Source organism: Flagellimonas meishanensis (assembly GCF_019880545.1).
GTDB classification, from domain to species: domain Bacteria; phylum Bacteroidota; class Bacteroidia; order Flavobacteriales; family Flavobacteriaceae; genus Flagellimonas; species Flagellimonas meishanensis.
Map to the genome: position 1 here is coordinate 1,377,951 of NZ_JAINVW010000003.1, position 16,177 is coordinate 1,394,127.

At 44.5% G+C, this 16,177-nt stretch carries 15 protein-coding genes; 6 read left to right on the top strand and 9 right to left on the bottom strand.

Annotated features, from left to right (window positions below; translation table 11 throughout):
* Positions 1-24: 24 nt before the first annotated feature.
* The 8 genes from K7G75_RS14365 to K7G75_RS14400 all read right to left on the bottom strand — a co-directional run bounded on the left by K7G75_RS14365 (position 25) and on the right by K7G75_RS14400 (position 7,606).
* Positions 25-750, bottom strand: a complete 726-nt coding sequence (locus K7G75_RS14365) for a LytR/AlgR family response regulator transcription factor (protein ID WP_222984923.1) — start codon at positions 748-750, stop codon at positions 25-27.
* Positions 747-1,808: a sensor histidine kinase gene (locus K7G75_RS14370; RefSeq protein ID WP_222984924.1), complete on the bottom strand. Its 1,062-nt coding sequence runs from the start codon at positions 1,806-1,808 to the stop codon at positions 747-749. The genes K7G75_RS14365 and K7G75_RS14370 overlap by 4 nt, the downstream gene beginning before the upstream one ends.
* 44 nt (positions 1,809-1,852) lie before the next feature.
* Positions 1,853-2,191 (bottom strand): hypothetical protein, encoded by a 339-nt coding sequence (locus tag K7G75_RS14375; RefSeq protein WP_222984925.1) that lies wholly within the window; start codon positions 2,189-2,191, stop codon positions 1,853-1,855.
* Between the two features lie 5 nt (positions 2,192-2,196).
* Positions 2,197-2,409: a hypothetical protein gene (locus tag K7G75_RS14380; protein ID WP_222984926.1), complete on the bottom strand. Its 213-nt coding sequence runs from the start codon at positions 2,407-2,409 to the stop codon at positions 2,197-2,199.
* A gap of 261 nt (positions 2,410-2,670) precedes the next feature.
* The gene (locus K7G75_RS14385) at positions 2,671-4,695 is read right to left on the bottom strand and encodes a S9 family peptidase (RefSeq protein ID WP_222984927.1); all 2,025 of its coding nucleotides are present in this window, start codon (positions 4,693-4,695) and stop codon (positions 2,671-2,673) included.
* Between the two features lie 156 nt (positions 4,696-4,851).
* Positions 4,852-5,391: a DUF4136 domain-containing protein gene (locus tag K7G75_RS14390; protein WP_222984928.1), complete on the bottom strand. Its 540-nt coding sequence runs from the start codon at positions 5,389-5,391 to the stop codon at positions 4,852-4,854.
* Positions 5,392-5,437: 46 nt separating this feature from the next.
* Entirely contained in the window at positions 5,438-6,439 is a 1,002-nt protein-coding gene (gene obgE, locus K7G75_RS14395) for a GTPase ObgE (RefSeq protein ID WP_222984929.1), read from the bottom strand.
* A 60-nt stretch (positions 6,440-6,499) separates the two neighbouring features.
* Positions 6,500-7,606 (bottom strand): adenylate kinase, encoded by a 1,107-nt coding sequence (locus tag K7G75_RS14400; protein WP_222984930.1) that lies wholly within the window; start codon positions 7,604-7,606, stop codon positions 6,500-6,502.
* A 117-nt stretch (positions 7,607-7,723) separates the two neighbouring features.
* Between K7G75_RS14400 and K7G75_RS14405 the strand changes: the two genes are divergently transcribed.
* The 5 genes from K7G75_RS14405 to K7G75_RS14425 all read left to right on the top strand — a co-directional run bounded on the left by K7G75_RS14405 (position 7,724) and on the right by K7G75_RS14425 (position 12,327).
* Positions 7,724-8,878 (top strand): 5-(carboxyamino)imidazole ribonucleotide synthase, encoded by a 1,155-nt coding sequence (locus K7G75_RS14405; protein WP_222984931.1) that lies wholly within the window; start codon positions 7,724-7,726, stop codon positions 8,876-8,878.
* A gap of 3 nt (positions 8,879-8,881) precedes the next feature.
* Complete coding sequence (gene purE / locus K7G75_RS14410) at positions 8,882-9,373, top strand: 5-(carboxyamino)imidazole ribonucleotide mutase (protein WP_222984932.1); 492 nt, start codon at positions 8,882-8,884, stop codon at positions 9,371-9,373.
* A gap of 49 nt (positions 9,374-9,422) precedes the next feature.
* Positions 9,423-11,453: a M3 family metallopeptidase gene (locus K7G75_RS14415; protein WP_222984933.1), complete on the top strand. Its 2,031-nt coding sequence runs from the start codon at positions 9,423-9,425 to the stop codon at positions 11,451-11,453.
* A gap of 86 nt (positions 11,454-11,539) precedes the next feature.
* The gene (locus K7G75_RS14420; RefSeq protein WP_222984934.1) at positions 11,540-12,094 is read left to right on the top strand and encodes a sigma-70 family RNA polymerase sigma factor; all 555 of its coding nucleotides are present in this window, start codon (positions 11,540-11,542) and stop codon (positions 12,092-12,094) included.
* Positions 12,095-12,096: 2 nt separating this feature from the next.
* Positions 12,097-12,327 (top strand): hypothetical protein, encoded by a 231-nt coding sequence (locus tag K7G75_RS14425; RefSeq protein WP_222984935.1) that lies wholly within the window; start codon positions 12,097-12,099, stop codon positions 12,325-12,327.
* On the opposite strand, the gene K7G75_RS14430 is transcribed toward K7G75_RS14425, so the two are convergent.
* The gene (locus tag K7G75_RS14430) at positions 12,324-13,148 is read right to left on the bottom strand and encodes a UbiA prenyltransferase family protein (RefSeq protein WP_222984936.1); all 825 of its coding nucleotides are present in this window, start codon (positions 13,146-13,148) and stop codon (positions 12,324-12,326) included. The genes K7G75_RS14425 and K7G75_RS14430 overlap by 4 nt on opposite strands.
* Before the next feature lie 126 nt (positions 13,149-13,274).
* Between K7G75_RS14430 and gcvP the strand changes: the two genes are divergently transcribed.
* Positions 13,275-16,127: an aminomethyl-transferring glycine dehydrogenase gene (gcvP, locus tag K7G75_RS14435; protein WP_222984937.1), complete on the top strand. Its 2,853-nt coding sequence runs from the start codon at positions 13,275-13,277 to the stop codon at positions 16,125-16,127.
* Positions 16,128-16,177: the final 50 nt, after the last annotated feature.

A 16,177-nucleotide genomic window follows, 5' to 3' on the forward strand; every position in this document is an offset into this window, starting at 1 on the left:
GCCTCCAATTGGGGGCTTTTTCATTTATAGGCTCATTTTATCCTTGAATATGTAGGATTGCCTCCGTGAGACTTCCACCTCTTCCCCATTTTTCATGGTCAGTTTCAACTTGCCGTTGAACCACGGGACCACATTCTCAATAAAATTTGTGTTGACAATTTGTTGTCTGTTGGCCCTAAAGAAAGATTCGTCCGGAAGTTTTTCTTCAATTTGATTCAAGGATTTGTAAAGCAAGGGTTTTTTATCCTCAAAGAACACCCGGGTGTAATTGCCCACTATTTCAAAATGTGAAATGTCCCCAATCCTCACCAACCAGCAAGATTCCCCATCTTTGATGAAAATTTGACTGCTTCCCAGGAGTTTTTTGCTCTCCTGATTTTTTGATTGGTTGCCTTCCAATTTCGCCCTCACCTTTTCCAAGGCCATGGCAAAACGTTTTTCGTTCACGGGCTTTAAAAGGTAGTCCAGGGCATTGTACTCAAAAGATTTTATGGCATATTCATCAAAGGCCGTGGTGAATATGGTTATGGGGACTTCATCTAGCATTTCGAGGAGTTCAAACCCATCTTTCTCAGGCATGTTGATATCCAAAAGCAGCATATCCGGATTCTTATTGGCAATAAGTTCGTATCCTTCATCAACATTTTCTGCCTCACCCACCAACTCAATGTCATGATACCGCTTTAAAAGCTCTTTGAGCTCATTGCGGGCCAATCTTGAGTCCTCAACAATCACTGTTTTTATTTTCATGACGTCAACGGTATTTTTATCCTGGCCATCACCGTATCCTCTTCTTCCGTAAGGGTAAAGGAGGCCCGTTCGGCGTACAAAAGGCTTAAACGTTGCCTTATATTGTTGATGCCCAATTGGGTCGAAGTCTTTGAAACCTTCAGTTTTCCAGTATTTCTTACCTCAATGTACAATTGCCCATCCTGTTGCCCAATGGTAAGCGCTATTTTTCCTCCCTGCTTAAGATTGGAAATGCCATGCTTTATGGCATTTTCTATCAGTAATTGTATGATCATTGGAGGAATGTTCAATTCCAGACTATCTTTTTCCACATTTTTGATGAACTCCAGGCGTACCTCGAACTGTATTTTGGATAGGTCGATGTAATTATCCACCACCTCCAATTCTTCTTTGACCGTTATGGAATTGATATTGTTCTTGGTAAGGGAGTATCGCAGGATTTCCGATAGCTTGGTAAGCATCTCCCTGGATTTTTCGACATCTTCGAGCATCAATCCACGGATATTGTTCAAACTGTTGAACATAAAATGGGGATTGATCTGTCCCTTCAGCGTGTCCAATTGAGCCTGTTTCAGATTGGTGTTGAGTTCCAATCGTTCAATCCTATCCTTGTTTAACTTCAAAAGCAACTTGATGACCAAATACGTAATGACCCATGCCCCAATTAAAAAGAGGGCGTTGAGCACCTGTATCCACAAACTATCGTAATGTTTGAACAATTGGGTTTCCTCTGGGGTCAGTGTGGGGCCGAATTTGACATAAATATAGCCAAAGGCTACATTAAGCAATCCAAAAAGCAAAGACCCGGCAAGCACGGATGCAACGACCTTGATCAAGTCCTGGACACCAAAAGAATCAAAAGAAATATTTCGCTTTAAATACCATCGCAGCACAGAAGTGGAAAAAATGCCAATCCCTGTTCCCACTACCACGGAATACACAACGAATTCTACGCTTACCTTTTTAAGGACAAAAAGGGAAATTAAGTTGATAAAGCCCCAGCCCACAAGCTGAAGGACCCAAAATGCGGTGTTTTGTTTTTTTCTGGTTAAATGCATGCCCTGAAAAATGTGCCGTAAAGATAGTTGTGTTTGGTCGAGTATTACCAGTTGACCAAATGATATAGCGTTCTGCCCACGCCAAGACCCAGTCCAAAACCTATAAAAATTACCGAAAACGTCAGGAATTCTACCTGAAAACGAACCACTCTATCCATTTTTTTCGCTGTACCGCCCAAAATAACCCTCTTTGAGGAATCCCGAATTTCGGAAAAACTACCAGTGAGCTGTGTTTTCCCGATATAGCAGACCAGGAAAAGTCCTGCTGCCAAAAAGCATAACAACGGGACCACAATGCCCTCTTGCCCGTTTGAATTGATATAGCCCATCACCGTAAGAATGGCCGCACTGGCTAACATTACTATTCTATTGATTCCTTTCATGATCCTTATTGTTTTTTTCCAAAAATCCGCTTAAAGAAAGTCCGTTCACAATTGTTCTTGTCATCCAAGAAGGCAATCCACATAAATGTGAGTCCTGTGTACATGGGAATGAAATAGCTTTTGTGTTCCCAACCGTTCCATTTTCCATAAATCCCGGTAATCACACCCACAATGCCCAATATCAGAATAACTTTTTGTGCTGTATTCAATTTTCTCATAATAAATCCATTTAAGTTGAAACCCATTGGGTTAAATCAGAATGTTCAAGAGTAAAGAGATTATCAATTTTGCCAGAGTTATCATCCTTTTGATTTTTTGAATTAACAAGACGAAAATAGTGTACTATCCTTGCCTTTAAAAAGGAATTATGGTCAGCGGTAAAATGGCAAAGGTCAGCGGTAAAATCAACAAAGATCCCTGTTCTTAAGCATAAAAAAAGGGAACCAATGTTGGTTCCCTTTCTTACCAGTTGTATCCAATCAGTCCTTCAAGGGCTGGGGTATTTCCTCTTTGTCCAAATGCTTTGCATAAAAGCCCATCATGGCCTTATATAGCTCCAAGCGGTTTTCTTCCTTGCCAAAACCGTGTCCCTCATCATACTTGACCATATAGGGCACGTCGAATCCTTTGGCCCTGAGTGCACTGACTATCTGGTCGGATTCATCAATGTTTACCCTGGGATCGTTTGCACCCTGGACCACGAACAAGGGTTTTTTGATTTTATCCACATTGTATACCGGGGATACTTCCTCCATGATCGCTTTCTCCTCTGCAACGTCCTCATCATACCAAATTTCTTTGATGATCTTCAAATAGGGTTTCCAATATGGGGGAATGGTCTTCATAAAAGTGAAAAGATTGGACACGCCAACGTAATCCACACCACAAGCGTACAGGTCCGGGGTTTTGGTCAAACCTCTCAACACGGCATAGCCGCCATGACTGCCACCATAAATGGCTGCCTTCTCTGGATCTACCCAACCTTGGTCCACAACATATTGCAATCCATCTTCCACATCGTCCATGGCCTTTCTTCCAATCTGCTTGAATCCGGATTCCAGGAATTCCCTTCCATAACCGCCAGAAATCCTAAAGTTGACCTGAAGTGTCGCATATCCCCTACTGGCAAATAATTGTGACTCCGGATTAAATCCCCAGGAATCACGAATACCCTGGGGACCCCCATGTGGATTTACGACCACGGGCACTTTCTGTCCGGCCAGGGCCGCTTTGGGGAGGGTAATGTACCCATGAAGCGTGATACCATCCCTACTTGTAAAGGTAATGGGTCTCATGTCGGCCATATCCTCCTCCTTAAGATGGGGCATCGTATTGTAAAGCTCGCTCAACTCATCTTTGGAAACATCGTATGCATAATATATGCCGTATACACGATCACTGCTCACATATACCATATACAGATTTTCGTCGTCGGTCATATCCAGCACCTGATATTGTTTTCCTGGCAGTTGTTCCTTCATTTTGGCATCCAATGCTTTGTAGGCATCACTTACGGGAACCACAATGCTTTTTTCTCCTTCGTACGAGAAATAATCAATCTCATAGTTTCTTGCCCTGGAAAGGCCCATCCCCTGCACATCGTATTGATCATGGGCAAATACCCGATCTATCATTTTGTCCTCCATTAGGTCGTAAAGGACCACCTCAGCCTTGTCGCTTTCCAAATTGGAGACTACGTAAGCATCATGGGCATAAGCAGTGGCATAGTTAAAATCTGCAATAAAAAAATTGTCCTTCCAATTGAGACTCTTGAGCAATCTGTAGTTGCCATTGCCATCTTCATAATAGATGTCCTGTTCCACCCCGTCCCTTATTTTTGTATAGGCTTTTAGATTCCCATCCTTGTCAAAATTGTATCCAAAAATGGGGTTGTTGGGATCATCATTGGCGTAAAGTTGCTCCAATTCCCCTGTTTTATGGTTCACCTTGTAGGGTTCAAACACCTGTGGATTGTTCTTGTTCATCGAAATGATGATGTGCTGCTCGTCATCCCTCAACAGTTCTGTAAATTGTGCCCGCACCCCATCAAATGGCGTTAGGTCCTTTAGGTTGCTTCCATCTATATCCACGGCGTAGATGTGATAGTTCTCGTTACCACCCTTGTCCATGGAAAAATACAGTCTGCCGTTGTTGAGCCATCCGTAGGCCCGCACCAGCTCCTCTTTTTCCTCAATGGCCATTTTCGCTTCCCCTGTGGCTACATCTTTTACATAGATGTGACGTTTGCCATGTTCATCCGATTCCCGATATGAAATGTACTTACCGTCTGGGGAAAATCTAAAGGTAATCGCCTTTGGATTGGCAAAATAATCCTCAACGGTATACCGATAATCCCCGCTGTCCAAAGAGGCCAGGGCACTCAGTTCTTCCTCTGAACTGACCAAGTTCGGGTCTCCAGGCAAATCCTGTGCTTGTATGGTCATCCCCAGTAGAAAAAATAGGGAAACCCCATAAATCATTTTAATTTTTGGTGTTGTTTTCATGCTATTTAGTGCTATTTTGATTGTTTGTGATTCCAGACATCTTATTTAAGACGCCCTTTTTTGACAGATGTTACATCCTAAAATCAAAAATAAGCTGTGAACTTGAGAGCAGGAGTGCTTTTATGACCAATGGCAAATACCGAAAGCGAACGGGGGTTATTTGGATTTGGGCGGAAACTTGGAAAGGACCTTTTTTACCAAATTCTTCAACAATGCTTCCCGAACACTGGGTGATGCATTGTCCCGATAACCACTTTCACTGATGGCCTGCCAAAAAAGCGCGTCCCTTTGTGCGTCCACAAAGTCAAATTGTATCATACGTTGAAGCCCTGAATTGGAAATGGGCAATCCAATGGAAACTCCCCCGCCAACATTCCTGCCGGTTCCACCTATGCCGACACCAACAGCACTGTTAGGGGCAGTTCTATATTCTTCACTGAGAATGTTTATGAAAAAATCTGGCTCCTCGGTCAAATGATAGCCTTTTGACTGCAAAGTCGAGTCCAATGCCCGAATCAGTCTTTTCTCGTCCAATCCACTCAATCCCGTTTGTATATCGGAAAAGTAATTGTATGTGGTATAGGCCGAAAAATCGGTTTGTGCATCATAATCATAATTGACCCGGATAGCGTTGCAGGAAAGCAGAAGGCTACCCATAACCAAGGCCAAGATATATTTGGAACTGCATTTTGGCATACTTAAAGATACGGAATATCCCCTTTGGGAAACAGCACCCAAAGGCTTATTCGTTCAAAAGCTTCCAGAGGGTATCCTTCAGCTCTTGAATGCCCATCTGACTGACGGAAGAAATAAAAATATAGGGGATGTCCTTGAAATCGGCCTTCATTTCCTCTTTCATCTCCTGAATCAGTTCCTCATCGAGCAGATCACATTTAGAAATGGCCAACAAGCGGTTCTTGTCCAAAAGTTCGGGATTATAGCGTCGAAGTTCATCCAAAAGAATTTCATATTCCCTGCTAATGTCCTTGCTATCGGCAGGAATCAAAAAAAGTAGGGTGGCATTGCGTTCAATATGTCGCAAAAAATAATGCCCAAGCCCTTTACCCTCGGCAGCTCCCTCAATGATTCCAGGAATATCGGCCATCACAAAACTTTGGAAATCACGGTATTGGACAATTCCCAAATTGGGTTTTAGGGTAGTAAACTCGTAGTCGGCAATCTTGGGTTTGGCGGAGGTCATAACGGAAAGCAGTGTGGATTTTCCCGCGTTGGGGAATCCCACCAGGCCAACATCGGCCAAAACCTTTAATTCCAATGTGATTTGGGCATCCTGTCCTGAAATTCCCGGTTGGGCATACCTCGGGGTTTGGTTGGTGGCACTTTTAAAGTGCCAATTGCCCCGACCCCCCATGCCGCCTTCCAGGATTATTCTTTCCTCTTGATCCTCGGTAATCTCAAACAAGATGTTGTTGGATGCACTATCACGGATCACTGTTCCCAGGGGCACTTCTAGAAAAACATCCTCTCCATCGGCTCCCGTGCTCCGCTGTTTGCCTCCATGTTCACCGTGTCCGGCCTTAAAATGTCTCTTGAATTTGTAATGTATAAGTGTCCAAAGGTTCTTGTTCCCCTTTATGATGACATGGCCTCCACGGCCGCCATCACCGCCATCGGGACCTCCCTTGGCAACATATTTTTCGCGGCGCAAATGCGCCGAGCCTTTGCCCCCGTTACCAGAAGAAATATGCACTTTTACATAATCAACAAAATTGCCTTCTGTCATAACAAGTGGTTTTCAATTGAAAGAATAGGGTAACAGGAGTAGATTTAGATTGGATTTCTATTACAAAGCTTCAATTACCTTGCTTAACCGTTCTGTGATCTCCTTGATCTCTCCGATACCATTCACAGAATGGAACTTACCCTGTTTTTCATAATAGGCTTTTAAGGGTGCCGTTTTTTGATTGTATTCATCAAAGCGGTTGCGGATCTTGCCTTCATCTTGATCGTCGGAACGACCACTGCTCTTGCCACGTTCCAACAATCTGGCAACCAATATATCATCATCGGCTTCCAATGCAATTGTGGCATTCACTTTCATGTCCTTGGAGTCCAAAAAATTATCCAATGCTTCCGCTTGGGCTGCGGTCCTTGGAAATCCATCAAAAATGAAGCCCGCCGCATCGGGATTCTTCTCCACTTCGGCCTTGAGCATGTCTACGGTTACCTCATCGGGCACCAGATCCCCTTTATCAATATATGATTTGGCCAATTTTCCCAAATTAGTCCCATTTTTTATGTTGTAACGGAAGACATCCCCTGTTGAAATGTGCTTCAGATTGTATTTTTCCTTTAAAACTCCGGCTTGTGTTCCCTTGCCGGCTCCTGGCTTTCCAAAAAGCACTAGGTTGATCATATCTGCTTGATTTATTTGATATACTTCTCTCAGGTTTCTTCCCAATTCATTGTAATCCAAGCCATACCCCACTATAAAATTGTCCGGGATTTCCATGCCAACATAATCGATGGCATATTCCCCATTATAGACCTCGGACTTGTAAAACAGGGTGGCAATCTTAAACTCCTTTACGTTGGTCTGGGAGAAAAGGTGCACGAGTTGCTTCAGCGTCCTTCCCGTGTCTACTACATCCTCTAGGATTATCACGCTTTTGCCATCAATTTCTTGGGGAATATCCAATAAGGTTTCCACGATTCCGGTAGAGGTCAGGCCCTGATATGAGCTCAATCGAACAAACGAAACTTGACATGGATGGGGATATGCCTTCAAAAAATCGGACACGAACATAAAGGCTCCATTGAGGACGCCCACAAAAATGGGAACCTCATCCTTGTAGTCCCTGGCAATTTCATTGGCCACCTTTTCAACGGCCGCCAAAATTTGCTCCTCCCTTAAAAAAGGTTTAAAATATTTATCATTGAGTTTGATCAATTAGTCTTCCATTTATCAGGTGCGCAAAGATAACATTTTTTAGGGGTGGTTTTCCCTGTTGGTTTCCCCGCTTCATGGAATTCATGTATTTTTGCTTTCATTCCAATCTGCAGGCCAATGCATTTTTTTTCTTCCGATTTTAAACTGGGTATTCTTGGGGGCGGACAACTGGGTAAGATGTTGCTCTATGAAACCCGTAAATGGGATATACAGACCAAGGTGATGGATGCTTCCCCCGAGGCCCCATGCAAAATTTCATGTAACAAGTTTGTTCAGGGCGACCTTATGGATTTTGACGCGGTCTATAATTTTGGAAAAGATGTGGATGTACTCACCATAGAAATAGAAAATGTGAACATCGATGCCCTGGAAAAACTGGAGGATGAGGGCATAAAGGTATACCCGCCCTCCAGGGCCCTAAGGACAATTCAGAACAAGGCAAAACAAAAATTGTTCTATACCGACCACGATATTCCCACGGTACCGTTCACGCGTTTCGCCTATACTTCTGAAATTGAGGATAGCATTCAAAACGGTGGGGTTCAACTTCCCTTTGTATGGAAAAGTGCCCAGTTTGGGTACGATGGGCAGGGCGTTAAGATCGTCAGGCACTTGGATGACCTGAAAAATCTTCCCAATGTGGAATGCATTGCGGAGCGTTTGGTAGATTTCAAGAATGAACTTGCAGTTATCGTGGCCAGAAATACTTCAGGGGAGGTAAGGACCTACCCGGTCGTGGAAATGGAATTCCATCCAGAGGCCAATCAGGTGGAATATGTGATATGTCCCGCCCGCATCGACGAAGCCGTGGCAGAAAAAGCGCAGAAAGTGGCATTAAAGGTATCGGAACATTTGAATCATGTTGGGCTATTGGCGGTGGAACTTTTCCAAACGCAGGAAGATGCCATTTTGGTGAACGAGGTAGCGCCAAGGCCTCATAATAGTGGGCATTATAGCATAGAGGCCAGTTATACCAATCAATTTGAACAACATATCCGTGCCATTTTGGACCTGCCATTGGGCAAAACGGACAGCAAGCTGGCCGGCATCATGGTGAACTTGGTGGGCTCGGAAGGGCATACCGGCGACGTGGTCTATGAAAACATGGAGGCCATTTTACAAATGGATGGGGTTACCCCACATATTTATGGCAAGAAACAGACCCGTCCGTTTCGCAAAATGGGCCATGTGACCATTGTGGATGAAAATATGGCCCGGGCCCGGGAAGTGGCACAAAAAGTAAAGGAAACCATTAACGTAGTAAGCAGATAAAGTATGAGCAAAGTAGCCGTAATCATGGGAAGCACGAGCGACCTTCCCGTAATGCAGGAAGCCATAGATATTTTAAAGGGATTCGACATTGAAGTGGAGGTGGATATCGTTTCAGCCCACCGCACCCCTGAAAAACTGTTCGATTTTGGTAAAAATGCCCATAAAAAAGGATTTTCCGTCATTATTGCGGGTGCCGGTGGTGCCGCCCATCTACCAGGTATGGTAGCTTCCTTGTCACCACTTCCAGTAATCGGTGTACCTGTAAAAAGCAGTAATTCCATCGATGGGTGGGATTCCGTCCTTTCCATTCTACAAATGCCGGGAGGTGTGCCGGTGGCCACCGTAGCTCTGAACGGTGCCAAAAATGCAGGCATATTGGCCGCGCAGATCATTGGAAGTTCAGACAGATGTGTCCTGGATAAGATTGAAGCCTACAAAGAGGGACTGAAGGAAAAGGTCATCAAAGGGGCGGAATCCATCAAAAAAGGAAAGTGAACAACTAAAAAAATTCCATTACCAAAATATAATATCCCATATCCAGCAAATGAACAATCCATTGCTCCAACCTTTTAATGAAGCCCCATTTTCAAAAATCACGAACGAACACTTCAAACCCGCTTTTTTGGAAGCCATTGAAAACGCAAAAAAGGAAATAGATGACATCGTGCAAAATCCAGAACCGCCGTCCTTTCAGAACACCTTGGAGGCCCTAGAATTTTCTGGGCAGCAACTAGATCGGATTTCCAGCATTTTCTTCAACCTGAATTCTGCGGAGACCAATGATGAAATTCAAAAAATAGCCCAAGAGGTCTCCCCAATGCTATCCGAGTTCAATAACGATGCTATTTTGAATGCGGGGCTTTTTGAACGGATCAAATCGGTTTACAACCAAAAAGCCAGCTTGGACCTTACCCCCGAACAGGATACTTTACTCGAAAAACGGTACAAAAAATTCAGTCGCAATGGGGCCAATCTTAAGGAAGAGCAAAAAATAAGACTGCGGGAAATCGATGCCGAGCTATCCAAATTGAAGTTGAAGTTTGGTGAAAATGTATTGGCCGAAACCAATAAATATGAACTATTGCTTGCCTCCGAAGAAGATGTAAAAGGGCTTCCCGAAGGAATCATGGAGGCCGCTGCCCAATTGGCCAAGTCAAAGGACAAAGAAGGCTGGCTTATCACCCTGGACTACCCCAGCTACATTCCCTTTATGAAATATGCAGAAAATAGGGCATTGCGAAAAGAATTATCCTTGGCCTTTGGCAGCAAAGGGTTCCATGGCGATGCGCTGGATAACCAAGACAACGTCCTGAAAATAGCAGGTCTCAGACATGAAAGGGCCAATCTATTGGGATATCGGACCCATGCACATTTTGTTTTGGAGGAACGCATGGCCGAAACCCCCGAAAAGGTAATGGATTTCCTCAACGAACTTTTGGAGAAAGCCATGCCCGCAGCCAAAAAGGAATTCAAGGAATTGGAAACGTTCGCAAAAGATCTGGATGGGATTGACCGTTTGGAAAAATGGGATAGTGCCTATTACTCCGAAAAGTTGAAGCAAAAAAAGTTCAATCTGGATGATGAAAAGCTGAAACCATATTTTAAACTGGAAAACGTAATCAACGGAGTATTTCAGGTTGCAGAAAAGTTGTTTGGGCTCCGTTTCCAAGAAGTCTTTGACGTGGACAAATACCATGATGAGGTAAAAACATACAGGGTGTTTGACGAATCCGAAAACTTCATTTCCCTGTTTTATGCCGATTTTCATCCCAGACCAGGAAAACGGGGTGGCGCCTGGATGACTTCCTATAGGTCACAATACATTCAAAATGGTGAAAACAACCGACCCCATATCTCCAATGTGTGCAATTTCACAAGATCAACAGCCTCCAAACCGTCTTTGCTCACTTTCAACGAAGTGACCACGCTCTTCCATGAGTTTGGGCATGCTTTGCATGGTATGCTGGCCAACACCACCTATCCGGGCCTTTCCGGAACCTCTGTTTACTGGGATTTTGTGGAACTCCCCAGCCAGATCATGGAAAACTGGTGTTACGAGAAAGAGGCCTTAGCTCTTTTTGCGCACCATTATGAGACCGGCGAAGTGATTCCGATGGAATTGGTGGAAAAAATTAAGGAATCTGCCACCTTTCAGGAGGGGATGGCCACGGTAAGGCAATTGAGCTTTGGGTTTTTGGATATGGCTTGGCATGGCACCGACCCATCCCAGGCGGACGATGTGAAGACCCATGAGATTGAGGCGTTTAAGAATACCTCATTGTTTCCAGAAACGCCAGAAACCTGCATGAGCACATCGTTCTCCCATATTTTTCAAGGTGGGTATTCCTCTGGCTACTACAGCTACAAATGGGCTGAGGTATTGGATGCAGATGCTTTTGCGTTTTTTAAGGAACACGGCATTTTCAACAAGGAAATAGCAAATAAGTTCAAGGAACATATACTTTCAAAAGGAGGTACCGAGAACCCGATGGAACTGTACAAACGTTTCAGGGGTGCCGAACCCCAAATTGAGCCCTTGTTGGAGCGTGCAGGTCTCATCAAAAAGGCAAGTTGATGGTATTCTCGATACAAAAAGAACATATAGCGTTAAAGCCATGTAGTGATTGTGCAAAATCCACTATTTTTGAGCTTCGATAAACCATGGCAGCACATAAACTTCATCCTGAAAACTGGGTAGACCACTATGCGGATTACTTGTTCAATTACGCAGTGGCCCGGGTCAGTGATGCGGAGATTGCCAAGGACCTGGTCCAGGAAACCTTTATCGCCGGACTGAACTCCGCAAAAAATTATAAGGGGGATGCGGCCGAACGTACATGGCTCATTGCCATCTTAAAACGGAAGGTGATCGATCATTACCGAAAAATCAATTCCAAGAAAGGAAAGGCTGAAGTGCGAATCAACTATAGCGATAATACCGATTCGGAAGGAGATTGGCTGGAAGAACAGGTGGCGGACCCTTTTAGCCAAGATGGCGACAATATCCTTGAAAATGAGGAACTTGGCCTGGCCATCCAGGAATGTATATCAAAATTGCCAAAAAAGCAGTCGCAAGTATTTATGATGAAAACGGTGCAGGGAATGGCCACCGAAGATATTTGTAATGAACTGGGCATAAATCCGTCCAATCTGTGGGTAATGATCCACAGGGCAAGAACGGCACTCATGGGTTGTTTAAATGAAAATTGGTTTTAGTTATGAAGATTTCATGTGAAGAGGCATCACATATCTGCACCAGATCTCAATATGAAGAGGCAAGCTTTTGGGAAATCCTGAAGCTTCGCTTGCATATTCTTTATTGTAAAGCGTGTGCTAAATTCTCCAAAAAGAATAAAACACTGACCTCACTTTGTGATCGAGCCGACCTGCACACCCTTTCTGATAGCGAGAAAGAGGCCATGAAAAATGAATTGGAGAAACAATTTTAGAAAAATCGGTCGGCCAACCTGAAAAGCATAAGCCATAAAATCGGTATACCCTCTACCCAAAAAGACGCAAAATAGTTCGATTGCCGCCTTTGGTCAATCAAAAAAAGCACCATCAGAACAATGACCAAAACGGAACGCAATACGATTTCCTTCAGAGCAATAGCATCCCGAAAAAAGGTCAATGTGTAAAAAACAATGATCAACAGCATACCTAATCTTTGGGTTCTTGAGGGGCCCATCACCTGAGGCAAAGTCCTCAAAGCCCTATCGTCCCGCTCCATATCCCGAATCTCAAAAGGCAATATCAACACCAAAACAAGAATGAACCGCTGGAAGAACAGTATCCACAAATCCCATGTTGGGGAAAGTGCAGCATCCAACACGGGGAGCAGGAACGTGAAACCAGTCCATACCAAGGCCACAATATAAATCTTAAACCCTCCCAAACTCCTCAGGTTCTTTGCATTGGGCAACATGGGAACCGCGTAGAGTGCCGACAGGACTCCCAAAACAAGAACGGCAATCCAAATATTCAAGGAAAGATGCCATAAAAAAAAGATGGCCAAACCAAAGGAGAAAAAGCTGAAGATTTGGATGGCCCTTTGGTAAGCCGTGGAGACAATCAAATATTTATGTGCCTCCACCCCATACTTCACAAAATTGTAGCAGACCACAGTACCAAAAAAAACAAACCCAAGCAGCAAAAAATTATAGGGAATTAACAGCAATTCAAAAGAAATGGCAGTAAGCGAAGCAACAGCCAAAGACACGTGTACACTGGCATTGATGTAAAAATTTAGGACGAACTTTAGTGTGCGCATCGATCCAAGAATTGGTTGGAACCGCCGATGGTTGATTTGCGGTTAACAACTTTGATTTGGTCTCCATCAAAATTGCCTTTTTTCATCGAATTTATCCCTAATTTTGTGCACTTTATTGGATTGAATATGAATACAGAAGTATTTGCTGCCAGACACATTGGCATAACAGAAAGGGATTTGCCAAAAATGTTTGGGACCATCGGTGTGGAAACCTTGGAACAATTGATTTATGAGACCATTCCCAATGACATCAAACTGAAACAGCCGCTAAACCTTCCAAAAGGCGTAAGTGAGCATGAGTTTTTGAACCACCTCCAGGAACTGTCAAACAAAAACAAGGTGTTCAAGACCTTCATCGGATTGGGTTACCATGAATCATTGACTCCATCTGTGATCAAGAGAAATATTCTTGAAAACCCAGGTTGGTATACGGCCTATACGCCTTATCAAGCCGAAATTGCTCAAGGAAGATTGGAAGCACTGCTCAATTTTCAAACCATGGTGAGCGACCTAACTGGAATGGAACTTGCAAATGCTTCCCTTTTGGATGAAAGCACCGCCGCAGCAGAAGCCATGACCATGTTGTTCGATGTCCGCTCCAGACAACAGAAAAAAGACGGTGCAGTCAAATTTTTTGTATCCGAGGAAATCCTTCCGCAGACCCTGAGCCTGCTCAAAACCCGTTCCATTCCATTGGGGATTGAACTGATTGTTGGCAACCATGAGACTTTTGATTTCTCCGAAGATTGTTATGGCGCCATACTACAATATCCTGGAAAACACGGACAGATTCACGATTATGCCGGTTTTGTGCAAAAAGCGAAGGAAAAGGACATAAAAGTGGCTGTAGCTGCCGATATTCTGAGCCTGGTCCTACTTACACCTCCAGGAGAATGGGGAGTGGACGTGGTTGTGGGCACCACCCAGCGATTTGGAATTCCTTTGGGCTATGGTGGGCCCCATGCAGCCTTCTTTGCCACCAAGGAAGAATACAAAAGAAGCATTCCGGGAAGAATAATCGGGGTTACCAAGGACACCGATGGCAATCGAGCCCTCAGAATGGCGCTGCAGACTCGGGAACAGCACATAAAAAGGGATAAGGCCACTTCCAACATCTGCACGGCACAGGTATTGCTGGCCGTAATGGCTGGTATGTATGCCGTGTACCATGGCCCGGAAGGACTGAAATACATTGCGGGCAAAGTGCATTCACAAACCAAGCGATTGGCCCAAGGCCTGGAGGATTTGGGCATAAAACAACGCAACACGGCCTTTTTTGATACAATCCAATTACAGGTACCGAATGTTGCTTCGCTTAGAAAATTAATGGAAGAAAAAAGTATCAACCTGAACTATATTGATGATACCCATGTCTCCATTTCATTAAATGAAGCCACCTCCGAACAAGATCTTGAGCGGGTTTTGGAGTGTTTTGCCTCATCACAAAAAACAAAAGACAATGCTGCGCTTCCTTCCGGGGCAAAAGAAGTGTTGCCTGCTTCCCTTAGGCGCAAATCATCTTTTTTGGAGCATGATGTATTCAATTCATACCATTCTGAAACCGAATTGATGCGCTACATCAAAAAGCTGGAACGCAAGGACCTTGCATTGAACCATTCCATGATCTCATTGGGCAGCTGCACCATGAAATTGAACGCCGCTTCGGAAATGTTGCCGCTGAGTTGGGCCAATTGGGGCAACATTCACCCCTTTGTTCCATTGGACCAAGCAAAAGGATACCAAGAAATGATTACATCCCTGGAGCACCAACTGAATGAGATCACAGGGTTTGCAGCCACTTCCCTACAGCCAAATTCTGGGGCGCAAGGCGAATATGCAGGGCTCATGGTAATCCGAGCCTATCATGAATCCCGAGGGGAAGGACATCGCAACATATGCATCATTCCTGCTTCCGCCCACGGTACCAATCCGGCATCCGCCGTAATGGCCGGCATGCAGGTTGTTGTGACCAAAACCGATGAAAGAGGAAACATTGATGTCATAGATCTGGAAGAAAAAGTAAAACTCCATTCAGAAAACTTGGCAGCTTTGATGGTCACCTACCCATCCACCCATGGCGTTTTCGAATCTTCCATAATCAAGATAACACAATTGATACACGAGCACGGCGGACAAGTATATATGGACGGTGCCAATATGAACGCGCAAGTTGGACTGACAAATCCAGCCACCATTGGAGCCGACGTTTGTCACCTGAACCTGCACAAGACCTTTGCCATTCCCCACGGAGGAGGAGGTCCCGGTGTGGGGCCCATCTGTGTGGCCGAACAACTGAAACCCTTTCTTCCAGGCAATCCGGTGGTGGAAACTGGTGGAAAACAGGCCATAACGGCCATTTCTGCTGCTCCTTGGGGCAGTGCCCTGGCGTGCCTTATATCCTACGGATATATAAAGATGTTGGGCGCGGAAGGATTGACCAATGCCACAAAAGTGGCCATTCTCAATGCCAATTACATCAAGGGCCGTCTTAAGGGGAAATTTGAAGTGCTGTATACCGGAGAAAGAGGAAGAGCGGCCCACGAAATGATCATTGACTGTAGGCCATTCAAGGAACAGGGAATCGAAGTGACTGATATTGCCAAAAGATTGATGGATTATGGGTTCCATGCCCCTACCGTTTCATTTCCGGTTGCAGGGACCATGATGATAGAGCCAACGGAAAGTGAGAGTTTGGTGGAACTGGACAAATTCTGCGATGCCATGATCTCCATCCGAAGTGAAATTGATGAGGCAACCGCCGATGAACCGAACAACGTTTTGAAAAATGCGCCCCATACCTTGGACATGGTTACCAGCGATTCCTGGGAGTATCCATACAGCCGACAAAAGGCCGCATTCCCATTGCCTTACGTTTCGGAGAACAAATTTTGGCCCAGTATCCGACGGACTGATGAAGCTTTTGGGGATCGTAATTTAATCTGCACCTGTGCACCCATAGAAGCATACGCCGAGGTATAGGAAAAGTCGGAAATACATCGATTTCAGTGGAAATATTCTAGAAGTATTTC